We start from the raw sequence: 23,062 nt of genomic DNA on the forward strand, positions 1-23,062 counted from the left end.
CATGACCGGAAGCACCGGAAGCACCGGAACCGCCGAAACCGCCGGAAGGACCGGAATCTGCGACGGCCGGGTCGTGATCGTCACGGGTGCGGGACGCGGGCTCGGGCGGACGCACGCGCTCGCGTTCGCGGCCGAGGGGGCGCGAGTCGTCGTCAACGACCTGGGGGTCGGGCTCGACGGTTCGCCCGGACCCGACAGCCCGGCCCGGCAGGTCGTCGAGGAGATCACGGCGGTGGGCGGTGAGGCGGTCGCGCACGGTGGGGACATCGCGACGACCGAGGGCGCCGCGTCCCTCGTACGCACGGCCGTGGACGCCTTCGGACGGCTCGACACCCTCGTCAACAACGCCGGGTTCCTGCGCGACCGGATGCTGGTGAACCTCGACGAGGACGACTGGGACGCCGTCATGCGCGTCCACCTGAAGGGGCACTTCCTGCCGTTGAAGCACGCCGCCGCGCACTGGCGGGCGGAGGCGAAGGCAGGCCGCACGCCGCAGGCGCGGGTCGTCAACACCAGCTCCGGAGCAGGGCTGTCGGGGTCCGTCGGGCAGGGGAACTACAGCGCGGCCAAGGCCGGGATCGTCGGACTCACCCTGGTCGCCGCCGCCGAGATGGCGCGCTACGGGGTGCAGGTCAACGCCATTGCGCCGGCCGCGCGGACCCGGATGACCGAGGCCACCTTCGCGGACACGATGGCGGCACCCGGCAGCGGCTTCGACGCGATGGCCCCCGAGAACGTGTCGCCGCTCGTCGTCTGGCTCGGCTCCGCCGCGAGCGCCGGGGTGACCGGCCGGGTCTTCGAGGCCGACGGCGGCCGTATCACGGTCATGGAGGGCTGGCGGCCCGGCCCGAGTGTCGACAAGGGGGCGCGGTGGACTCCGTACGAGGCCGGGGACACGGCACTCAAACTGCTCGCGGAGGCGGAGGTGCCCCAGCCGGTGTATGGAGCGCAGTAGTGCGATCGGCGTACGACACGTGAGCGCTCCGCTGGAAGTGTCGCGATGTGCCGTCGATCGTCTGCGGCGCCGTCGTGGCTGGTCGCGCAGTTCCCCGCGCCCCTTTGGGGCGCTGCCGTGACGGACCGGATTTCACCGGACCTGCTCAGGAGGCCGAACGCTGGACCCGGCGCCCTTCGCTCGCGAGGATGCCCAGCAGGGCGGGCCGGGCGGGGAGGTGGCTCAGGTGGAGTTCGTCGGGCGAGCGGACAGCCTCGCGCTCCTCGCGGCCGCGCGCGAGGGCGCCCGCGCGGGACACCCTCAACGCGTGCTCGTCGAGGGCCCGGCGGGCATCGGCAAGACGGCCCTGGTACGCCGCTTCCTGCGCGACGACGCGCACGTCGTGTACGGGGCGGGCGAGGAGGCCGAGTCGGAGCTGGCGTTCGGAGCGCTGGAGCAGTTGCTGGGCCGAGGCGATCCCAACAGCGATACCTCTAGTGGCAGCAGTGGCAGCAGTGGCAGCAGTGGCAGCAGTGGCAGCAGTGGTGGCGGCGGGCGTTGGGCGGACGCGCACGCGGCGGGAGCGGAGCTGCTGGAAGTGCTGGACGAGACACAGGGGTCGGGTGGGTCTCCGGGCACCGAAATCCCCGTCGCCCTCGTCCTCGACGACGCCCAATGGGCCGACCACCCCTCCCTCCAAGCCCTCGCCTTCGCCGTACGCCGGCTGCGGGCCGATCGCGTGCTCGTGCTCCTCGTCGTACGGGACGTCGAGGACGCGCGGCTGCCCGCCGGGCTGCGCAGGCTGTTCACGGCCGACGACGCGGTGCGGGTACGGCTCGACGGGCTCGAGCCCGCGGAACTGGCGGAACTCAGTGGGGAGTTGGGCGTACGGGGACTCACCGCGCGGGTCGCCGCGCGGCTGCACGAGCACACTGCAGGCAACCCCCTCCACGTCAAGGCACTCCTGGAACAGGAAGGCGCGGGACTGCTGGAGGCGCTCGGGGAGCCCGAGGTGACGCCGCCCGCGCCCAAGTCGTTCACGGCGCTCGTGCTGGCGAAGCTCGCCGCCTGCTCACCGGCCGCCGACGCCCTGGTCTGCGCGGCCGCGGTACTCGGTGCGCACTGTGCGCCGGCCGATGCCTGGGAGGTCGCCGACGAGGACCTGCTCGACGAGGAACGCCGCGGTTCGGATGTCCTCACGGCACTCGAAGAGGCCGTCCACACAGGCCTGTTGACCGAGGCGCCCGGCGACCCGGTGGTCCGCTTCCCGCACCCTCTCGTGCACGCCGCCGTCTACCACCAGCTCGGCCCGTCCCGCCGAGCCGCCCTGCATCTGCGCGCCGCCCGCACCGTACGGGACGAGGCGCAGCGGCTGCGCCACCGGGCGCTCGCCGCCACCGGCCCCGATCCGGAGCTCGCCGCCGCACTCGCCTCCCTGGGACGGAGGTTCGCCGCCGACGGCGCCTGGGCGAACGCAGCGGGACAGCTGACGGCCGCCGCCCGGCTGAGCGCGGACCCGACGGCGTACGAGCAGCACACCCTCGAGGCCGTCGAGTGCGCCCTGCTCGCCGGAGACGTACCGGACATGGGTGAAGTCGCCCAGCGGATCGCGCAGTTCACGCCCGGCGGCTGGCGCAGCTATCTGCTCGGCCGGCTGAGCCTGTACGACCTGGACCGGGCGGAGGCGCTGCTCACGGACGCCTGGCACCGGTGCGACCCGGCGACCGACCCCGTCCTCGGGGCGCGGATCGCGGGCCAGTTCGCCGCGCTGCACGGCAGCATGTCGCACGGCGCCGAGATGGCCGAGTGGGCCGACCTCGCGCTGCGGCTCGCACCCGACGACACCGCCACCGACATGATCCGCTACCTGCGCCTCAGCGGCCTCGCCATGAGCGGCCGGGCCCCGGAAGTGCTCGACGGGCTGGGCCCGCTGCCCGACCCGGCGCTCGCCACGCCCGCCCAGCTGGAGGAACTGCTCGGCCGCGGCACCCTGCGCGAGTGGACCGGCGATCTCACCGGCGCCGTACGGGACCTGAGCGGCGTCTTCGGCGCCTGCCACCGGCGCGCGGCCTCCTTCCGGGTGGTCGCCGCGACCGCGCTCGCCTCCGCCGAGTACCGCGCGGGCCGCTGGGACGACGCGATCGTCCACACCGATCTCGCCCTGTCCCTGGCCGCCGACACCGACCAGCCGCACATCGCCCTGTACTGCCGGATGCTCGCCGCCCAGGTGCACGCCGCGCGGGGCGCGTTCACCAAAGCGCAGGCACACGCGCGCGTGGCCCGCGTCTACGCGGCCGGCGGCCATGTGAACCCCGCCCTGTGGGCCGCACTCGCCGAGGCCCACCTCGCCCGCGCCCAGGGCCGGCCCGAGGAGGTCGTCACCGCCCTGGAACCGCTGCTCGCACTCGCCCCACGCGGCGACCTGGAGGAGCCCGGCACCTTCCCCTGGGCTGACCTGCTCGCGGAGGCCTGGGCCGCCCTCGGCGACGAGAAGCGCGCCGCCCAGGCCCTCGCCCCGTACGAGGTCCTCGCCACCCAGCGCGGCCACCACGGCGCCCTCGTCGCCGCCGCCCGCGCCCGCGGCACCCTGGAGGCCGCGCGCGGCGACACCGTGGCCGCCGAGCGTGCCTTCCGCTCAGGACTCAAGCACGCCGCGCACGTCGAGGCGCCCTTCGACCGGGCGCTGCTGCACCTCGCGTACGGCGGGTTCCTGCGCCGCGCGGGCCGCCGCACCCGCGCGGGCGAGGAGCTGCGCACGGCCCGTGACCTCCTCGTACGCCTCGACGCGCCGCCCGATCTCGGGCGCTGCGAACGGGAGTTGGCGGCGTGCGGACTCGCGACCGGCGCCGAGGGGGAGCCGCGGACACGCGGCGCGGCGCTGCTCACGCCGCAGGAGCTGGCCGTCGCCCGCCTGGTCGCCTCCGGACTCACCAACCGGCAGGTGGCGCGGGAACTCGTCATCAGCGTCAAGACCGTCGAGTACCACCTCGGCCGGATCTACCCCAAGCTCGGCGTCGACTCCCGTACGCGCCTCACGGCGGCGCTGGCCGCCGACGGGCCCGGACCCTAGGGATTCCCCCGGGGCGCACCCCGGGGCGCCCGAACCCCCGTGTCCGTACCGTCGGTTGGACCTTCGCGGAAACGGTCGCGAAGGGAGCAGTAACCAACGGGGGATGAACGGAAATGCCGGAGAACACTCATCGTGTGGTGACGGACGTCCCACACGCCAAAGTGCGGGCCGTGGCCGAGCGCGTCGTCCAGGAACTCAACGTCGCCGCCGACAAGGTCGCCGCCCATCACGCGGAGCCCGCCAAGTACCCGCTGCCCGCGGACAGGACAGCCGCCGAGCACGTGATCGCGCGGCGCTTCGACAGCCTCACCGACGACCGCAAGAAGAAGGCGGCGGCCGCGGTCGTCGCCGACCTCAAGACCGGTGCCGTACGCGCCAGGCGCCTCGGTGACCTGGCCCGTGTCGACCTGCGCTCACCCACGTCGGTGGACACACAGGTCAAACGCCTCGGCTTCCCCGAGCGGCTGAAGTTCCCGGCCGACGAACTCAGGAAGCTGCCGACTTCTCTCCTCCCCGAGCAGTCGGCCCCGCAGCGCCTGGCCGCCGTACCGGCCGCCCTGCACAAGCTGGAACTGCGCATCCACCGGGTCAAGTGCGTCGACGAGACCTCCGAGTGGGGCTCCGACGAGATCCACCTCGCCGGGACCAGCGTGGACGAGAGCGGCGACACGCTGAAGATCGGCCAGTTCAAGGTGCGCAGCTTCGACGACGGCGACGTCAAGGTGTACGACCCGCCGCGGCAGTTCCACTGGTTCAACCTCAACGAGGGCACGGCGTACCCGAAGTCGTACTTCGTCACGCTGGTGCTCGCGGAGGTCGACTGGGGCGGCCTCGCGGACTACGTCAACACGCTGCTCGACCTCGTCAGGAAGAAGGTCGTCGCCTACCTCGCCGCCGCCATCGGGGGCGCGATCGGTGCCTCCGGCGGGCCCGTCGGGATCCTCATCGGGATGGCCGTCGGCGCGGCGGTCGGCTGGGTCTTCGACCAGCTCAAGAGCCTGTTCGGGGACGAGGTGTTCAAGCCCGTCACCGTCAGCGCGGTCATCCCGGCACTCACCGGCCGCTGGGCGGGCCGACCGTTCACGGCCCCGGCCATCGCCGACTACAAAGGACACGGGGGCCACTACCAACTGACGTACGACTGGCGCATGTACGACTGACCGCCCGGCGTACGAACCAGTCCAACCTCGGGGGATGCGGGGGCCGGAAGGCCGCCGTCCGTCAGCGGGACAGACGGACGGCGGCTTTCCGCTGCGGAGCGCTCTGCGGGAGGGGCGTGGGGAGCTGCGGGTCCGTTGTGGCTGGTCGCGCCCACGCGGCGGAGCCGCATATTGACACAGCCCCGCGCCCCTAACGGGGCGCTGCAGCCCTCGCTTGAAGGGGCGCGAGCAGCCTCGCCGAGCCGCCGCTCAGCCGGTGACCGGAGCCGACTCCAGCAGCGTGACGATCTCCGCATGGCCGGTCTGCTGATCGTTGCCCGCGGACGGACGGCCGTCCTTGAGCAGGTTGACCTCGACGGTCTCGACGCCGTCCTCCGTCGTGAAGCGGTGGGTCGCGTAGTCGTGGCCGGGGCCGTAGGTCTGCTCCAGACCGGCCCGTAGCTCCGCCTCCACGTCCAGCGACAGCCGGCGCCGGGCCTCCGCCAGCGCCTCGGAACGGGCCTGCGCTCCGTGCGCGAGCAGGGCACGTACGCAGCCGGGGGAGCCCCGGCGGGCGGCCGCCACGAGCGGAGGCTCGCCGTTCGCCATCGGGTGATCGGGGTCCGCGCCGGCCGCGAGGAGTTCGGCCACCACGGAGGCGCGGCCGCGCTGCACGGCCCAGGCCAGAGCCGTGAGTCCGAACTCCTCCGCCAGGTCCGGCGCGGCCCCGGCCGCCAGCAAGGCGCGTACGACCTCCGTGTGGCCCCAGCAGGCCGCCCCGCACAGCGGCGAGTCCGTGCCCTCGCTCAGCCGGTCCGGGTCGGCACCGGCCGCCAGCAGCAGGCGTACGACACCGGACTCGCCGTTCACCGCCGCCAGATACAGGGCCGTCTGCCCGTCCTCGTCCACCGACTCCGCGCTCGCGCCGGCGCTCAACTGTCGTACGACCGCGTCCTCGTCGGCCTCGTGGACCGCCGTGAACAGACCGGCCGCCGGGTCTTCCACGGTCATCCCCCGCCAACCCCTACGTGTCGCATTCCAGGACCGTACGGCACAGCCCGCAGCGCGCCCGTACCCGGCCCCGTACCGGCACCCGGATCCGCTGGTGGCAGGTCGGGCAGGGGAACGAGACACGCAGCGGGCCGTGGCCGTCGGGGGTGAAGGTGTACGGGGTGCCGACGGGCGCAGGCGGCGCAGCGGGGTGGTCCTGGGCATGGCGGCGGTCCTTCGCGTACCGGCGGCGGCCCGCCCAGCCCGCGGCGGTCAGCGGGGGCTGCCGCTCGTCGTGCCGGGCCCGCGACATGCCGCGCGTGTACGCGGTGTACGCCTGCGGGCTGGTGAACCAGGTGGACGGGTCCTCGCCGAAGATCAGCGCACGCTTGGCCAGCACGTACCCGAACTCCTCCGGTGTCAGATAGCCGAGCTTCTGCGAGGACGCCGCGTCCTCGCGGTACGCGTCGAGCAGCAGCCAGCCCGCGCCGAGATACGTCGTCGCCGTGTCCGTGAGGATCTCGTTGTCGCGGGTGCCCGGGAAGAACAGGTCGAGGCGGTGCAGATAGACGTGCATCACCTCGTGTGCGAGCGCGGCGCCGATGTCCCTGCGATGGGTCCGGAAGCGGTCGTTCAGCTCGATGAAGTACTCGGGACCCGCGGCCAGTTCGACGTTCGCCGCGTGCTGCATCTCGCGGAAGCTCACGATCATGCGGGCGTCCGGCAGACGGAAGTGGCGCACCAGCTCGCGAGCCACCCGCTGGGCACCCAGATACAGATCGTCCGTGTCGCAGAACGCCACGTCGACGGGGGCCACGCTGGTGGCGAAGGTGTGGATGGTGTCGTACGAGAGCCTTTTGTACAGCGCGGTGATCGCCGCCCGCACCGTGTCCAGGTGCGGGTAGCCGTGCTCGACCGGACCACCGTTCGTCACGCCCGTACCCCCATAGAGGCCCTGAACCCGATTCCACTCTAAGGGGACGCGGGCGGATTCTCCCGGGTTGGGTTCCCCGGCGACTGCGGGTTCTGGCTGCGCAGGAACGGGGGCAGCGGCGGCGTCGAGGCCTCCTCCAGTTCCAGGACCCAGACCTCGTTCGTGCCCTCACGCAGCAGCGGCCCCGGGACGTACAGGGACCGCTGTGGGCCGATGGACCAGTAGCGGCCCAGGTTGAAGCCGTTGATCCAGGCGAAACCCCGTGTCCGGCCGGGGAGTTCGAGACGGGCGTCGCCGGGGCCGTGCACCGTGGCCGTGCCGCGGTACAGGCCGGGGGTGCCCGGTGCGGGAAGCGCGCGGAACGGCACCGGCCGCACGCCGGTGTCGAACGCGTCCAGGCGCAGGGCCCGGGCGCGTACGCCGTGCAGGTACTGGCGCTCGTGCAGCACGCCCCCGGTGACGCCCTTCGGCTCCCCGGCCCGGGGCCCGTAGTTGACGCGTCCCAGCGACTCCACCCACAGCTCCACGCGCGCGGGTCCGGCGACCGGCTCCTTGAGCCGGGGCTCGTCCTCGGTGAGCACTCCGGCCGGCACGCCGTCGACGTACGCCACCGCCAGATCCCGCAGCCCGCGGACCGTCAGCGGGTACGGCTGGCGTGGTCCCGGGACGTCGACCGTGTAGCGGACGAGGCCCCGGTCCACGTCCAGCTCCTCGAACGTGGGCGGCACGGCGTGCTCGGTCTCGGGCCCGCCGAGCGTGTCGAGTACGGCGGACAGGGGCGCCCAGCCGGTCAGATCCACGGTGGCGGGGGAGCCCAACTCGGCGGGAGCGAGCGGAAGTTCGGGCAGTGGCGCGTCCGTGTACGCGGCCAGGAGCGAGCGGAACGCCCAGAACTTCGCGGTGGGGCGGCCGTGTTCGTCGATCGGGGCGTCGTAGTCGTAGGACGTCACGTCCGGCTCCAGGGCCCCGTCGTGCAGCGCGCCGCCACCCCGGTTGGCGCCCGCCCAGCCCGCGAAGTTCGTGCCGCCGTGTGCCATGTAGACGTTGACCGAGGCCCCGCACTCCAGGATCTCCCGCAGCGCGTCGGCGGCGTCCCCGGGAGCGCGTACGGCATGGTCGGCGCCCCAGTGGTCGAACCAGCCGCACCAGAACTCCATGCACATCAGCGGGCCGACCGGCCGGTGCCGGCGCAGCGTCTCGAAGGCCACGCGCGCGTGCGACCCGAAATTCACGGTGGCCAGTGCGCCGGGCAGGGAACCGCCGGTGAGCATGTGGTCCTCGGGGCCGTCCGAGGTGAAGAGCGGCACGGTCACGCCCCCGGCCCGCAGCAGCTCGGCGAGGCGGCGCAGATACACCTGGTCGGAGCCGTAACTGCCGTACTCGTTCTCCACCTGCACCATGAGCACCGGGCCGCCGCGGTCGAGCTGCCGGGACACGATCTCGGGCAGCAGGCGATCGAACCAGCGCTCCACATGACCCAGGAACCGCTCGTCCCGTGTGCGCACCCGGGCGGCCGGATCACCGGTCAGCCAGTGCGGCAGCCCGCCGTTCTCCCACTCGGCGCAGATGTACGGACCCGGCCGCACGATCGCCCACAGCCCCGCCTCCCGGGCCGCGTCCAGGAACCGGCCGAGGGCCTCGACGTCCCGGAAGGTGCCCGGGCGAGGCTCGTGGAGATTCCACGGGACGTACGTCTCCACGCAGTTGAGCCCCATCGCCCGCAGCATCGCCAGCCGGTGCCCCCACTGCCCCTCGTGCACCCGGAAGTAGTGCAGCGCCCCCGACAACAGCCGCACCGGCCGCTCGTCCAGCAGAAAATCGGTGTCCCCCACCGCGAACTCGCTCATGCGCACCACCCTCACCCCTGGCGGCGGCCCGGTCCATGGACAAAGATCAGCGTTGATTGGACGCAAGAGGTGCCCAAGGCGTGCGTGAGACACACGAGGCACACGAGCACATGAGTCGGCACATGAGTCGCGCGAGACGTACAGGACGCGCGAGATCTACGGGACGCGTGCGGGCCGGGCGGGAGGACAGCGGATGTACCACACCTGGATGCGGTTCTTCAGCCCCGGCCCCGCCCACCACAAGCTCGGCCTCGTCTGCCTCGGCGTCGGCCTCCAGTACGGGGCGCTGCCCACCGTCGGACCCCGCACCCTCGACCACCACGTGGCCGTCGTGATCAGCACGGGCCGCGGCTGGTTCCGTACCGCCGACGGACACCGCACCGCCGTCACCGCACCCGCCCTGCTCTGGCTCACCCCCGGCGTACCGCACCACTACGCGCCCGACCCCGAGACCGGCTGGGACGAGGCCTTTGTCGACTTCACCGGGCCCACCACCGACACGTACACCGAACTCGGCTACATCGAACCCGGCCGGCCCGTCGTCCCACTCTCCGACGCGGGCCCCGCCCGCGCCACCGTCGGCCGCATCGCCCGCGCCGCCCGCCGCGGCAACCCCCTCCTGGAGGTCGAGACCAGCGCCGCCGTCCACGAACTCCTCGTCACCCTGCGCCGCGCCCGCGCCGACACCACCCCCGACGGCGACCAGGTCCTCCAGGCCCTCGCCCGCGACGCCTTCAAGCCACTCTCCGTCGCCGACCACGCAGCCCGGCACGGCATGACCCCCGCCGAACTGCGCACCGCCGTCCGCCGCGGCGCCGGCTGCAGCCCCAAGGACTACCTCCTCGGCATCCGCCTCGGCCGCGCCAAGGAACTCCTCGCCGCCACCGAACTCCCCGTCGCCGCGGTCGCCAGACGCGTCGGCTACGACGATCCGGCGTACTTCTCCCGCCTGTTCACCCGCCGCGTCGGCATGGCACCCGTGCGCTTCAGGGAACAACAAGGGCGTACGGTGCCCGGCGGCTGGAGCAACCAGGTACCCGACCCCGACGATCCGCCGATGCTCCACTCCTCAGGCCCTCCCCAGGAGCACGACGACCGAGCGGCCGCACACCCCCTGAGGCACGCCACGTAGGGTTGGCACCCATGACCACCAGCAACACCGGAAACGCGGGCGACACCGGCAACGCGGGCGACACCGACCCGGCCGTCCGCGCCGAACTCGCCCGGCTGCGCGAGAGCATCGACAACATCGACGCCGCCGTCGTCCACATGCTCGCCGAACGCTTCAAGTGCACCCAGCAGGTCGGCCACCTCAAGGCCGCCCACCAGCTGCCGCCCGCCGACCCGTCCCGCGAGGCGCAGCAGATCGCCCGACTGCGCCGCCTCGCCGAGAACGCCAGACTCGACCCGGCGTTCGCGGAGAAGCTGCTCAACTTCATCATCGCCGAGGTGATCCGCCACCATGAGCGGATCGCGGACGTCACCAACGGGGGCGCTCCGCTGGAAGAACGGTGATTTGTCTGCGGGTCGGTGGGGGCTGAGCGCGCCCACGCGGCGGAGCCGCATATCGATACAGCCCCGCGCCCCTTCGGGGCGCGGTACCGCGACCACCGGCCCCACTTCTCATGTTCTTGTAAGTCCGCCCTCTCGGCCTGCGCGTCTAAATGAGGCATCCTGCGCTGAGCACTCCTTGTCAGTTCATGAGTACTCCCTGTCAGTCGGTTCGGACATAGGCTTGTTGTCCAAGCGAGGGGACTTCGCTCAATGCCGCCGGATGCCAAGATCCTCATCGTCGACGACCATGAGGACACGCTCTACGCACTGGAAAGCGCCCTGGCCCCGCTCGGGTACCACCTGACGCGGGCGACCAGCGGCGACGACGCGCTGAAGGAAGTCCTGCGCGGCCAGATCGGCCTGCTCCTCCTCGACGTACACATGCCCGGCGTCAGCGGCCTCGACGTCGTCCGCTACATGCGGGGAGTGGAACAGACCCACCTCATACCGATCATCCTTGTCACCGGCTTCGGCCCGGACAACGAACTCACCTCCACCGCCTACCACCTCGGCGTCGCCGACCTCGTCATGAAACCCATCGACCCCTGGGCCCTGCGCACCAAGGTCCGCTACCTCTACGAGTCCCACCAGCGCTACCAGTCACTGGACCGGGAAGTACGCGAACTCCGCGCCCTCGTGAAGGAACAGGCCCCCACCGCATAGGACCAGGCGCGCAGCAGCGGAGGCGCCCCACACGGGGAGCCCCAGGCCACCCCTGTGCCGCGCCCCGCCCATCAGGCAGCATGGCACCCATGTCCGTACTGACGCGCGACGAAGCGCAGACCCGTGCCAAGCTCCTCGACGTCCACCGCTACCAGATCGAACTCGACCTGACGCGCGGCGACGAGATCTTCGACTCCCGTACCGTCATCCGCTTCACCGCCCACGCGGACGGGGACACCTTCGTCGAGCTCAAGCCCGCCGAACTGCGCTCCGTCGCCCTCGACGGCCACCTCCTCGACCTGGACACCGTCGCCCTGGACGAGAACCGGATGCCGCTCAAGAACCTCACAGCGGGCGAACACGAACTGCGCATCGACACCACCATGCGCTACTCCCGCACCGGCGAGGGCATGCACCGCTTCACCGACCCCACCGACGGCGAGACATACGTCTACACACAGCTGTTCATGGAAGACGTGCAGCGCGTCTTCGCGGCCTTCGACCAGCCCGACCTGAAAGCCGTCTTCGAGCTGACCGTCACCGCCCCCAAGGGCTGGACCGTCCTCGCCAACGGCATCACCGAGCAGCAGGAGGACGGCAGCTGGCGGGCCGCCCCCACCCCGCTGATCTCCACCTACCTCGTCGCCGTCGCCGCCGGACCCTGGCACTCCGTACGCACCGAACACCGCGGCCTGCCCTTCGGCATCCACTGCCGCCGCTCCCTGGCGCCCTACCTGGACGCCGACGCCGACGAGATCCTCGACATCACCCGCGCCTGCTTCGACCGCTACCACGAGAAGTTCGAGGAGCCCTACCCCTTCGACTCCTACGACCAGGCGTTCGTCCCCGAGTTCAACGCCGGCGCCATGGAGAACCCCGGACTCGTCACCTTCCGCGACGAGTTCGTCTACCGCTCCGCCGTCACCGACACCGAACGCCAGACCCGCGCCATGGTCATCGCCCACGAGATGGCCCACATGTGGTTCGGCGACCTCGTCACCCTGCGCTGGTGGGACGACATCTGGCTGAACGAGTCCTTCGCCGAGTACATGGGCTACCAGACCCTCACCGAAGCCACCCGCTTCACCGACACCTGGACCGACTTCGGCATCGTCCGCAAGGCCTGGGGCTACGACGCCGACCAGCGGCCCTCCACCCACCCCGTCGCCCCCGACCCCGTCGCCGTCCCCGACACCGCCTCCGCGATGCTCAACTTCGACGGCATCTCCTACGCCAAGGGCGCCTCCGCCCTGCGCCAACTGGTCGCCTGGCTCGGCGAGAAGGACTTCCTCACCGGCATCAACACCCACTTCGCCCGCCACAAGTTCTCCAACGCCACCCTCGCCGACTTCATCGACTCCCTCGCCGCCGCCACCGAACGCGACGTCCACGCCTGGGCCGACTCCTGGCTGCGCACCACCGGCGTCGACACCCTCACCGCGTCCGTCACCGCCGAACCGGGCGAGTGGACCCTCACCGTCGACCACGCCGGCAGCCGCCCCCACCGCGTCACCGTCGGCGTCTACGACCGCGACCCGGGCGGCGACCGCGCACTCGTCCTGCGCGAGCGCTACGAGACCGACGTCCCGCAGAACCCGGCGCCCCCCGAGCCACGCACCGGCACCCGCCCCGCCCTCGTCGTCCCCAACGACCTCGACCTCACCTACGCCAAGATCCGCCTCGACGAGACGTCCGAGGAGACCGCCCTGCGCGGCATCTCCGGCGTTCCAGACGCCCTCACTCGCGCCGTCCTGTGGAACACCCTGCGCGACATGGTCCGCGACGGCGACCTCGCCCCCGCCTCCTACCTGGAGACCGCCCGCGCCCATCTCCCCGAGGAGACCGACCTCGCTGTCGTCCAGGGCGTCCTCACCTTCGCGGCCACCCAGGTCGCGGACCGTTTCCTCCCGGCCCACGACAGGCCCGCCGCCCTCGCCACCCTCACCTCCCTGTGCCGCGACCTGATCCGCCGCACCGAGGACGGCTCCCACCCCGGCCTGCGCCTCATCGCCGTACGCCACCTCATCGCCGTCGCCGCCCAGCCCGACACCATCAGCGCATGGTTCTCCGAAGGCACCGTCCCCGGCGGCCCCGAACTCGACCCCGAACTGCGCTGGCGCATCCTCGGCCGCCTCGCCGTCCTCGGCGCCATCGACGACGCCGTCATCGACGCCGAACTCGTCCAGGACCCCAGCGCCACCGGCCAGGAAGGCGCCGCCCGCTGCCGCGCCGCCCTCCCCGACCCGGTCGCGAAGCGCGAAGCCTGGGAGGCGATGTTCGCCACCGACGACCTCTCCAACTACCTCTTCACCGCCACCGCCCAGGGCTTCTGGCAACCCGAACAGACCGACCTCGTCCGCCAGTACGTCGAGCGCTACTGGCCCGACGCGGTAGCCGTCGCCGCCCGCCGCGGCCCCGCCATCGCCGAAGCCGCCGGCCGCTGGGCCTTCCCGGTCCACGCCATCTCCGCGCAGACCCTCCGCCTGGGCGAACAATGCCTCACCGAGTCCGCCCCGATCCCCGCCCTACGCCGCAAACTGGCAGACCAACTGGACGACTTGGCAAGGGCATTGCAAGTACGAGAGGCATAGCCACACGGCCCCCGAGCCCCTTCTCCTCCAGGGGCACGGGGGCCACCTTCTTCCAGGGCCACGGCGGCCCACTTTCTTCCAGGGCCACGAGGGCCACTTTCTTCCAGGGGCACGGCGAACCGCCGTCTTTTCAGGGGCGCGGGGAACTGCGCGAGCAACCAAAGCGAACCCGCAGACAACGCACCGGCCCAAGCCCCGCAGGGGGCGCGGGGAACTGCGCGACCAGCCCCCACCAACCCGCACGTCTCCCACAACCCCGGTGCGGAGCGCCACCCTTTCGGGTGCCGATCACCGCACTCCCCGGGCACGCCACCCCAAACGCGTACACGCTGGGAACCCCCGCCCCGCGCCCCGGAGGACAACGATGAGCCCGCTCGCATCAGGCCCCCAAGGCCCGGACACCTTGCGGCCGTTGCTCATCACCGTGCTCGAGGCGCTCCGGGCCGGCGCAGCCGCCCGCGGCGGCCCCCTACCGCCCGGCGGCCCGGCCGCGGTGGCCACCCGCGTACGCGAGGCCGTGGGCGACCCCCTCCCGGACCACGGCGACGAAACCGCCCTGCACACCCTCGTCCAAGCCTTCGCAGCGGGCGCCGCGGACCCCGCAGACCCCCTCTGCGCGGCCCACCTCCACTGCCCACCCCTCGCCGTGGCCACCGCCGCGGACCTCGCCGCCTCCGCCCTCAACCCGTCCCTGGACTCCTGGGACCAGGCACCGGCCGCCTCAGAACTGGAAGCCCTGGTCACCCGGGCCATCACCGCCGAGGTCTACGCCACACCGAGCCGGACCCCCGAAACACCAGTAGGCCGAACCCCCATAACACCAGTAGAGGGTGACGCCCTAGTCACCACCGGCGGCACCGAGTCCAACCAGCTCGCCCTCCTCCTCGCCCGCGAACTCCACGGCCGAACCCAACTCATCTGCGCGGCGAACGCCCACCACTCCCTCCACCGCGCCACCTGGCTCCTCGGCCTCCCCGAACCCGTCACCGTCCCGGCCCCCGCAGGCACCATGGACCCCACAGCCCTCGACGAAGCCCTCACCGGCTGTATCGAACAGCGGCTCCGCCGCGGGCAAGAACCAGGACCCCTCCTCGTCGCCGCCACCGCCGGTACCACCGACGCCGGCCTCATCGACCCGCTCCCCGCCATCGCCGCCCTCTGCGAAACCCACGGCGCCCGCCTCCACGTCGACGCCGCCTACGGCGGAGGCCTCCTCTTCAGCGACCGCCACCGCCCCAAACTCGACGGCCTCGCCCACGCCCACACCGTCACCCTCGACCTGCACAAACTCGGCTGGCAACCCGTCGCCGCCGGCCTCCTCGCCGTACGCGACCCCCACGACCTCGCCGTACTGGCCCACCAGACCGACTACCTCAACGCCGACGACGACACCGAAGCGGGCCTGCCCGACCTCCTCGGCCGCTCCCTGCGCACCACCCGACGCCCCGACATCCTCAAGATCGCCGTCACCCTCAAAACCCTCGGCCGCACCGGACTCGGCGCACTCGTCGACCAGGTCTGCGCCCACGCCACCGAGTTCGCCGAGCTCATCCACCGGCACCCCCGCTTCGAGCTCTACGACCGGCCCACCATCAGCACCGTGCTGTTCCGGCCCACCGACGCGACCGACAGCGCCGTCGCCGCCGTACGCCGCACCCTCCTCACCGAAGGCCGTGCAGTCCTCGGCCGCGCCCGCCTCGACGACCGCCTCTGGCTCAAAGCCACCCTGCTCAACCCGCACACCGGACCCGGCGACCTCGCCGCGCTCCTGAAACTGGTGGAAGGACACACGCCCCGATGACGTCCCGCACGTCCCCGACACCCCCCACGAACCCCGCACACCACGAACCCGAGGCCCCCCGCGACCTCGTCGGGGTCGGCATCGGTCCGTGCAACCTCTCCCTCGCCGCCCTCGCCCACCCCCTGGCCGAACTCGACACCGTCTTCTACGAACAGCGCCCCGCCTTCGACTGGCACCCCGGCCTCCTCATCGAAGGCGCCACCCTTCAAGTCCCGTTCCTCGCCGACCTGGTGACCCTCGCCGACCCCGCCAGCCCCTGGTCGTTCCTCAACTACCTCAGGGCCCGCGACCGCCTCTTCCCCTTCTACTTCGCCGAGCGCTTCCACATCCACCGCGCCGAATACGCCGCCTACTGCCGCTGGGTCAGCGACAGCCTCCCCGCACTCCACTTCGGCCACCAGGTCGACGCCGTCCGCTGGAACCCCGAACGCGACGTCTTCGAAGTCGACTTCACTCAACTCGACACCGACGGCGAAGCAGAAGCCCTCGGCCGCACCTACGCCAAGAACGTCGTCCTCGGCGTCGGCACCGCCCCCCACGTCCCCGAACCGCTCCGCCCCCTCGTCGAAGCCCCCGGCGTACCCGTCATCCACGCCGCCGACTACCTCGAACACCGCGAACGGTTCCTGACCGCCGACCACATCACCGTCATCGGCTCGGGACAGTCCGGCGCCGAGGTCTTCCTCGACCTCCTCAGAAACCGCCCCACCGGCCGCGAGAAAATCCACTGGCTCGCCCGCACCGAGGCCTTCGCCCCCATGGAGTACTCAAAACTCGGGCTCGAACACTTCACACCCGACTACACCCGCTACTTCCACGCCCTGCCCGAGCCCGTACGCGACCGGCTCGTCCCCGCCCAATGGCAGCTCCACAAAGGCATCGACGCCGACACCATCGCCGCCATCCACGACGAGCTCTACCGCCGCACCCTGAACGGCGGCTGGCCCGACACCGTCCTCACCCCCGGCGTCCTCGTCCGCACCGCCGGCCGCATCGCCACCACCAAGATCGAACTGCACCTGGAACACGTCCAGCAGAACAGCCGCACCCGCCTCACCACCGACGCCGTCATCCTCGCCACCGGCTACCGCGAACGCCCCCTCGACGGACTCCTCGCAGGCCTCGACCCGTACATGCGTCGCGACGCCTCCGAACGCCCGAGAATCGACGACCGGCACCGCCTCGTCCTCGACCCCTCCGTCACCGGAGCCGCCTACGTCCAGAACGCCGAACGCCACACCCACGGCGTCGGCGCCCCCGACCTCGGCCTCACCGCCTGGCGCAGCGCAAACATCCTCAACTCCCTGACGGGCAAAGACGCCTACCCACTGCCGAGCCGAACGGCCTTCACGACCTTCGGCCTCACACAGCAGCCCCGGATCCCGCCCGCCAGGCAGCCACGAATGCTCACACCACTGGCCGAATAGGACCCGGCCCCGCATCCCCCGTATCGCGAACCGGCCGACTAGAAGACGGGCGTACCGTCACGCGTCAGCTTCCAGTCCACCGAAGCGAACTCCTTCGGGTCCAGCGTGCCCTTCTCCGTCACCCACTCCGCGATCCGCGTACGGATCTCCGTCGACTCGGCCCACAGCTCCTGCGCGGACGCCACATGCGGGAAGGCACCGCCGCCATTGGCCCGGTAGTTGTTCACCGCGAACACGAACTTCTGCGCGTCGTCAAGGGCCGCACCGTTGTAGGAGAGGTTCTTGATCCGCGAACCCGCCGGCTGCGCGATGTCGATCTCGTACGTCAGACCCGACACGTAGTCGTAGTTGTAGTCCGGCCGGTTGCCCGCGTTCGTCAGCTTCTCCACGTCCACCGCCGCACCCGCCGCCGTCTGCACGAAGTACTGCGCCGAGTACTCCAGGTACGCCCGCACCTGCGCACCCGTCATCAACTTCGCGACCAGCGTGTTGTCGTACACATACAGACTCGACAGATCCCGGATCGTCACATCACCGGCCGGGATCTCCGACGTACGCGAGAACGGCGACGCCTGCGACAGCACCGGCAACGACGCGTACTCCGTACCCGCCAGCGCCGCCTTGACCACGTCCTCCTGAACCTTCGTGATCAGGTCGATGATCGGGGCGTCCTTGTACCGCGCCTCGACCGTCGTCAGCGTCTCCGTCGCCGTCCCGACCACCTGGTTCACATACGCCACGACCACATCGTGCTCGTCCTTCAACAGCCGCGTGATCTTCGGGTCGTCGGCCACCGTCTTCGAGTCACGCACCGTCGCCGCCACCGACTCGACCGTCCACCGGCCCTTCTCGAAGACCAGCTCGATGTCGAACAGCGACAGCCGCTCCGCGTACGCCAGCGGCTCGGACAGAACGACCGTCCTGCCGGTCTTCTCGTTCGTCACCTTCAACTCGGCGATCTCCGTGTGCGCGTGCCCCACCAGGATCGCGTCGATCCCCGGCACCTGCTGCGCCACCAGCGCCGCCGAGTTCTCGATGTACGGCAACTGATCACCGTACGAGGACGTGCCGGACGAGCCGGAGTGCGCCGACACGACCACCACGTCCGCGCCCATCGACCGCAGCTTCGGCACCCACTTCGCCGCCTGCTCCTCAAGACCCGGGAACGTCAACTTGCCCTGGACGTAGGCCTTGTCCCAGATCGCGATACCCGGGTTGGTCAGACCGAGGACGGCCACAGTGACCGGCGGGGCGCCCTTCACATGGAACTTCTTGATGAAGTACGGCGGGAAGGCCGGCTTCAGCGTCTTCGCGTCCAGCGCGTTCGCACCCAGCAGCGGGAAGTCGCACTGCTCCTCGAACTTCCGCAGCGTCTCGATGCCGTAGTTGAACTCGTGATTGCCGAGCGCCACCGCGTCATAGCCGATCGCGTTCATCGCCTGCGCCATCGGGTGGACCGGACCGCCCTTGGCGGTGATCGGGTCGACCTTCGCGTAGTAGTACGTCAGCGGGGTGCCCTGGATCGTGTCACCCGCGTCCAGCAACAGCGTGTTGCAGCGGCCCTTCTCCTTGCGAACCGCGTTCACCAGCGTCGAGATCCGCGCCAGACCCTGCGCGTTGCCCGCCGCGTCCTTGTACTCCGCGTCCTTGAAGTAGTCCCAGTTGAAGACATGACCGTGCAGATCGGTCGTGCCCATCACCGTCAGCGAGTACCGCCTCGGCTTCCTGCCACCTTGCGCCTTCACTTCCGCCGCCTCAGCGCTCGGCGCCGCGACCGCACCGGCCAGAGCGACGCCCGCCCCGGTCACAGCGGACTTCTTCAGGAACTTCCGGCGGTTCAACGGCATGACTGGCTACTCCTCGGGAAACGGTCAACGACGCGCGTAGATACGCTCGCGGATACGCGCGTAGATTCTGACCCGTTCATGACGCGCGACAACAGCCCCCACAGGTTTCGATCTGATGACCGACAAGGTCCGGAAACGGGCCGCCGGTGACAGAGTGGGACGTATGACCTCACCCTCAGAGGAACCCCGGCACGCGGTCCCCTACGGCACCCCCGACGCCCCCCGCATCGCCGTCCGCGGCGAAGCCCACCTCGAAGTCGACCCCGAGATCGCCCGCATCGGCATCACCGTCAGCGCCCGCGGCACCGACCGCCACGGCGCCCTCTCCGATCTCACCCGCCGCAACACCACCGCCCTCGACCTCGTCAAGACATACGGCGACGCAGTGGAAAAACTGGAAACAGGCGCCTTCTCCATCACCCCGGAACTGACCAAACGCGGCCGCGGCGAACGCGTCCGCGCCTACCACGGCCGCGTCCACATCACCGCCGAACTCACCGACTTCACCGCACTCGGCGAACTCACCACCCGCCTCGCCGACCTCGACCTCACCCGCATCGACGGCCCCTCCTGGGTCCTGCGCCCCGACTCACCCGCCTACCGCCGAGCCAGGCAACAGGCCGTACGCGAAGCGGTCCAACGAGCCCGCGAATACGCCGAAGCCCTCGGCACCACCCTCGCCGCCCTCGTGGAACTCGCCGACATCGGCGCCGAGAACGCCCACCCCTACGGCGTGGCTCGGGCAAACAGCATGCGCACCATGGCCTTCGACGCGGCCGAATCCGCCGAAGCCCCGCCCCTCGACCTCGAACCCGAACGACAACACGTGTACGCCCAAGTCAACGCCCGATTCACCATGGCACCACCAGCGCTGTAGAGCACTCCGGAATGCTCATCAGAGCACCCCTGCGCACAATTCAACACTTGTCAATAACCCTTCACGCAAAGGTTGTTGAGTAGTCATGCCCGACCAATTACCTACCCGTCGGTAAGGCCTAGGCTCGAACCATGCGCCGAGCAAAGATCGTCTGTACATTGGGCCCCGCCACCGACTCGTACGACCAGATCAAGGCACTGGTCGAAGCCGGAATGGACGTAGCCCGCTTCAACCTCAGCCACGGCGGATACGCCGACCACGAGGAGCGCTACCAGCGCGTGCGAAAGGCCTCCGACGAGACCGGCCGCAGCGTCGGAATCCTCGCCGACCTTCAAGGCCCGAAGATCCGACTCGGCCGCTTCACCGAAGGCCCCGTACTCCTTGAACGCGGAGACACCTTCACCATCACCGTCGAAGAAGGCGTCCAGGGCGACCGCCAGACCTGCGGCACCACCTACGACGGACTCGCGGCCGACGTCACCACCGGCGAACGCATCCTCGTCGACGACGGCAAAGTCTGCCTCGAAGTCACCTCCGTCGACGGACCCCGCATCCACACCACCGTCGTCGAAGGCGGCATGGTCTCCGACAACAAGGGACTGAACCTCCCCGGCGTCGCGGTCTCCGTCCCCGCCCTCTCGGAGAAGGACGAGGCAGACCTCCGCTGGGCCCTGCGCACGGGCTTCGACGTCATCGCACTGTCCTTCGTCCGCAGCGGACGCGACATCGAAGACGTCCACCGCATCATGAAAGAAGAAGGCCGCCACCTCCCCGTCATCGCCAAGGTCGAAAAGCCCCAAGCCGTCGACAACATCGACGACATCGTCGCCGCCTTCGACGGCATCATGGTCGCCCGAGGCGACCTGGGTGTGGAGATGCCCCTGGAGCAGGTCCCGATCGTCCAGAAGCGCGCCATCAAACTCGCGAAGAGGAACGCCAAGCCCGTCATCGTCGCCACCCAGATGCTCGACTCGATGATCGACAACTCCCGCCCGACCAGGGCCGAGGCGTCGGATGTCGCCAACGCGGTGATCGACGGCACCGACGCCGTGATGCTCTCCGGCGAGACGAGCGTCGGCAAGTACCCCATCGAGACGGTCCGCACGATGGCCCGCATCGTCGAGGCGGCAGAGGAGGACATCCTCGCCAAGGGCCTCCCGCCGCTGACCGAACGCAACAAGCCCCGCACACAGGCCGGCGCGGTAGCCCGAGCGGCAGCGGAAATGGGCGACTTCCTGGGCGCCAAGTTCATGGTCGCCTTCACGCAGAGCGGGGACACGGTCCGCCGCCTCTCTCGCTACAGGTCACCCATCCCGCTGCTCGCCTTCACCCCGGACCCGGCGACGCGCTCCCAGCTGAACCTGACGTGGGGCGTGGAGACGTTCCTCGGCCCGCACGTCGACTCGACGGACGCGATGGTCGACCAGGTCGACGAACTCTTGTTGAAGTACGGCCGCTGCCAGAAGGGCGACATCGTCGTCATCACGGCCGGCTCGCCGCCCGGGGTCTCGGGCTCGACGAACCTGGTGCGGGTGCATCACATCGGCGAGGACGACAGCCCCAAGTAGGGGGTGGGGGTCAGTACTTGGGGCCTACGTGGGTGTCCATCAAGGCGACGGATGCTTTGCGGGCGACTGAGATGTTGTACGCGTTTCCATGCCGGGTGCAGTGCTTCCACTCGATGCCGAGCTTGTCGAGGGTGTCGGTGTAGAGCTGACGGATGTCGTCGGAGACATTGGTGAAGAAGTACCGGGGGTATTCGTAGCGCTTGCGCTCACCGGCGACGAGGCGAGTTGTCCAGTTGGTGATGCGGCACCCGTCAGAGTGGATGAGTCCCCGGATGAATTCCCATGGGTGGGCGTTGACGATCTCCTGTTGCCAGGGTTCGAGAGCGATGGTGCGGTCGTGCTTCATACCGGCACCGTGCTGTGGAAACATGCACGTCCAGTGCTTGGTGTAGGACTTCACCTCGACGCAGCCCGGCTTGTGGCGCTGCTGGACGCTCGGGAGCGGCATCACCTTACGCATGGCATCTTCGGCGGCTGCGATCAGCCCGGTCTGCAAGGCGTTGCAGAAGATGGACAAGTGATGCTGCTTGCGCTTCGAGATGATGTGGCCATCGCCAAGATAGAGGCCGAGTAGGTAGGCGTACGCGACCCTGTCGAACTCGCGGCCCGTGCATTGGGGGCAGTCCGTGGGCTGTTCGTACGTTTCACCGCGGGCTCGGCGATCTTCGCTGCGCCACCAGCCGATGGTCCCGCGTGGGATGTTCAGGCGCTCGGCGACTGTGCGATTCGGGACACCCTGGCGCATGAGCGCGACAGCTTGGGCGCGAATCGAAGGGCTGTGCTGTTCCATGCGGACACTCTGTGCGACTGATCGCTACAGTGTGCAGCAAAAAGCGGACGTTCACGAGAACGGGAACATCCGCTTTCCAATAGCGACCTTGGAAACCAAGGAAAAGTGCCCCGAGTCGGATTCGAACCGACGCTGTATGGGTTTTGAATCCATCGCCTCTTCCGCTGGGCTACCGGGGCCCCTTCGAAACGAAGGTCAGTGGTCTCCCGCCGTGTCACCACCATACCGTAGCTGGGTACGCTCTTGGGAGCAGTACCCCGCCCTGAACGAGGAGCCCCCGTGACCGCCCCCGAGTCGCCCCAGCCCGTAGACGCGCCCGACGACGACAAGTCGCACGTGCCTCCGCTGACGACCCGTGTCGTCATCGCTGAGGACGAGGCGTTGATCCGTCTCGACCTCAAGGAGATGCTCGAAGAAGAGGGGTACTCCGTTGTAGGCGAGGCCGGTGACGGTGAAGAGGCCGTCGAGCTTGCCCGGGAGCATCGCCCGGATCTGGTGATCCTCGATGTGAAGATGCCGAAGCTCGACGGCATCTCCGCCGCGGAGAAGATCGCAGAGGAGTCCATTGCTCCGGTGCTGATGCTGACCGCGTTCTCGCAGCGCGATCTCGTCGAGCGGGCGAGGGACGCCGGTGCGATGGCGTATCTCGTGAAGCCGTTCAGTAAGAGCGATGTCGTTCCGGCGATCGAGATGGCCGTCTCGCGGTTCACGGAGTTGAAGGCGCTGGAGAAGGAGATCGAGGATCTCACGCAGCGTCTGGAGACCCGGAAGCTCGTCGATCGTGCGAAGTCCGTGTTGCAGACCGAGTACGGGCTGACGGAGCCTGCCGCGTTCCGGTGGATTCAGAAGACGTCGATGGACCGTCGTATGTCGATGCAGCAGGTTGCCGAGGCGGTCATTCTGGATGCCGAGGAGAAGAAGGCCGCGAAGGACTGAGCGCGGGCTAGGCACTGTTTCTCGGATCATGTGCGGAGCCAGATGAGGAGGGTTGCGAGGGTGAGGGTGCCGAGGTAGATGTAGGCGCGTTTCT

16 protein-coding genes, 1 tRNA gene and 1 pseudogene are annotated in these 23,062 nt (G+C 70.2%); 12 read left to right on the forward strand and 6 right to left on the reverse strand.

The annotated features are described in order from the left end of the window. The first annotated feature begins 1 nt into the window (after window position 1). The 3 genes from GAS53_RS21450 to GAS53_RS21460 all read left to right on the forward strand — a co-directional run bounded on the left by GAS53_RS21450 (window position 2) and on the right by GAS53_RS21460 (window position 5,164). Window positions 2-955, forward strand: a complete 954-nt coding sequence (locus GAS53_RS21450; RefSeq protein ID WP_151479266.1) for an SDR family oxidoreductase — start codon at window positions 2-4, stop codon at window positions 953-955. 226 nt (window positions 956-1,181) lie between these two features. Continuing rightward, window positions 1,182-4,004 carry a helix-turn-helix transcriptional regulator gene (locus GAS53_RS21455; RefSeq protein WP_151479267.1) on the forward strand — a complete coding sequence of 941 codons (2,823 nt, stop codon included), beginning with the start codon at window positions 1,182-1,184 and terminating at the stop codon, window positions 4,002-4,004. A 113-nt stretch (window positions 4,005-4,117) separates the two neighbouring features. Further along, window positions 4,118-5,164, forward strand: coding sequence for a hypothetical protein (locus GAS53_RS21460; protein ID WP_151479268.1), 1,047 nt, complete (start codon window positions 4,118-4,120; stop codon window positions 5,162-5,164). Window positions 5,165-5,413: 249 nt separating this feature from the next. On the opposite strand, the gene GAS53_RS21465 is transcribed toward GAS53_RS21460, so the two are convergent. The 3 genes from GAS53_RS21465 to GAS53_RS21475 are packed head-to-tail and all read right to left on the reverse strand — an operon-like array spanning window position 5,414 to window position 8,914. After that, window positions 5,414-6,154, reverse strand: coding sequence for an ankyrin repeat domain-containing protein (locus tag GAS53_RS21465; RefSeq protein ID WP_151479269.1), 741 nt, complete (start codon window positions 6,152-6,154; stop codon window positions 5,414-5,416). A 13-nt stretch (window positions 6,155-6,167) separates the two neighbouring features. Further along, window positions 6,168-7,067, reverse strand: a complete 900-nt coding sequence (locus tag GAS53_RS21470; protein ID WP_151479270.1) for a hypothetical protein — start codon at window positions 7,065-7,067, stop codon at window positions 6,168-6,170. Between the two features lie 38 nt (window positions 7,068-7,105). Further along, entirely contained in the window at window positions 7,106-8,914 is a 1,809-nt protein-coding gene (locus GAS53_RS21475; RefSeq protein ID WP_151479271.1) for a glycoside hydrolase family 35 protein, read from the reverse strand. 193 nt (window positions 8,915-9,107) lie between these two features. On the opposite strand from GAS53_RS21475, the gene GAS53_RS21480 reads away from it, so the two are divergent. The 6 genes and pseudogenes from GAS53_RS21480 (at window position 9,108) to GAS53_RS21505 (ending at window position 16,950) form a co-directional block, all read left to right on the forward strand. Beyond that, the gene (locus GAS53_RS21480) at window positions 9,108-10,046 is read left to right on the forward strand and encodes a helix-turn-helix domain-containing protein (RefSeq protein ID WP_151479272.1); all 939 of its coding nucleotides are present in this window, start codon (window positions 9,108-9,110) and stop codon (window positions 10,044-10,046) included. 11 nt (window positions 10,047-10,057) lie between these two features. Then, the gene (locus GAS53_RS21485; RefSeq protein ID WP_151479273.1) at window positions 10,058-10,429 is read left to right on the forward strand and encodes a chorismate mutase; all 372 of its coding nucleotides are present in this window, start codon (window positions 10,058-10,060) and stop codon (window positions 10,427-10,429) included. Between the two features lie 249 nt (window positions 10,430-10,678). Continuing rightward, window positions 10,679-11,113 (forward strand): annotated as a pseudogene (locus tag GAS53_RS21490) (response regulator); the annotation flags it as partial. Between the two features lie 98 nt (window positions 11,114-11,211). After that, the gene (pepN, locus tag GAS53_RS21495) at window positions 11,212-13,722 is read left to right on the forward strand and encodes an aminopeptidase N (protein ID WP_151479275.1); all 2,511 of its coding nucleotides are present in this window, start codon (window positions 11,212-11,214) and stop codon (window positions 13,720-13,722) included. A 364-nt stretch (window positions 13,723-14,086) separates the two neighbouring features. Further along, a complete protein-coding gene (locus tag GAS53_RS21500) occupies window positions 14,087-15,523 on the forward strand; it encodes a pyridoxal phosphate-dependent decarboxylase family protein (protein ID WP_151479276.1) in 1,437 nt (478 codons plus the stop codon). After that, entirely contained in the window at window positions 15,520-16,950 is a 1,431-nt protein-coding gene (locus GAS53_RS21505) for a lysine N(6)-hydroxylase/L-ornithine N(5)-oxygenase family protein (RefSeq protein ID WP_151479277.1), read from the forward strand. The genes GAS53_RS21500 and GAS53_RS21505 overlap by 4 nt, the downstream gene beginning before the upstream one ends. 38 nt (window positions 16,951-16,988) lie before the next feature. Here GAS53_RS21505 and GAS53_RS21510 read toward each other — a convergent pair whose 3' ends face one another. After that, window positions 16,989-18,797 (reverse strand): bifunctional metallophosphatase/5'-nucleotidase, encoded by a 1,809-nt coding sequence (locus GAS53_RS21510; protein ID WP_151479278.1) that lies wholly within the window; start codon window positions 18,795-18,797, stop codon window positions 16,989-16,991. 163 nt (window positions 18,798-18,960) lie between these two features. Here GAS53_RS21510 and GAS53_RS21515 point away from each other — a divergent pair, with 163 nt between their 5' ends. Then, on the forward strand, window positions 18,961-19,674 hold the full coding sequence (locus tag GAS53_RS21515; protein WP_151479279.1) for an SIMPL domain-containing protein: 714 nt from the start codon (window positions 18,961-18,963) through the stop codon (window positions 19,672-19,674). Between the two features lie 131 nt (window positions 19,675-19,805). Further along, a complete protein-coding gene (gene pyk, locus GAS53_RS21520; RefSeq protein ID WP_151479280.1) occupies window positions 19,806-21,242 on the forward strand; it encodes a pyruvate kinase in 1,437 nt (478 codons plus the stop codon). 10 nt (window positions 21,243-21,252) lie between these two features. On the opposite strand, the gene GAS53_RS21525 is transcribed toward pyk, so the two are convergent. Together GAS53_RS21525 and GAS53_RS21530 are read right to left on the reverse strand one after the other, a co-directional pair. Next, window positions 21,253-22,032: a helix-turn-helix domain-containing protein gene (locus GAS53_RS21525; protein WP_151479281.1), complete on the reverse strand. Its 780-nt coding sequence runs from the start codon at window positions 22,030-22,032 to the stop codon at window positions 21,253-21,255. A 106-nt stretch (window positions 22,033-22,138) separates the two neighbouring features. Further along, a tRNA-Leu gene (locus GAS53_RS21530) sits at window positions 22,139-22,211 on the reverse strand. Window positions 22,212-22,311: 100 nt separating this feature from the next. Here GAS53_RS21530 and GAS53_RS21535 point away from each other — a divergent pair. Further along, window positions 22,312-22,968: an ANTAR domain-containing response regulator gene (locus GAS53_RS21535; protein WP_151479282.1), complete on the forward strand. Its 657-nt coding sequence runs from the start codon at window positions 22,312-22,314 to the stop codon at window positions 22,966-22,968. Window positions 22,969-23,062 lie beyond the last annotated feature (94 nt).

It is taken from the genome of Streptomyces albicerus, assembly GCF_008905045.1.
In the GTDB taxonomy this organism is placed as follows: Bacteria; Actinomycetota; Actinomycetes; order Streptomycetales; family Streptomycetaceae; genus Streptomyces; species Streptomyces albicerus.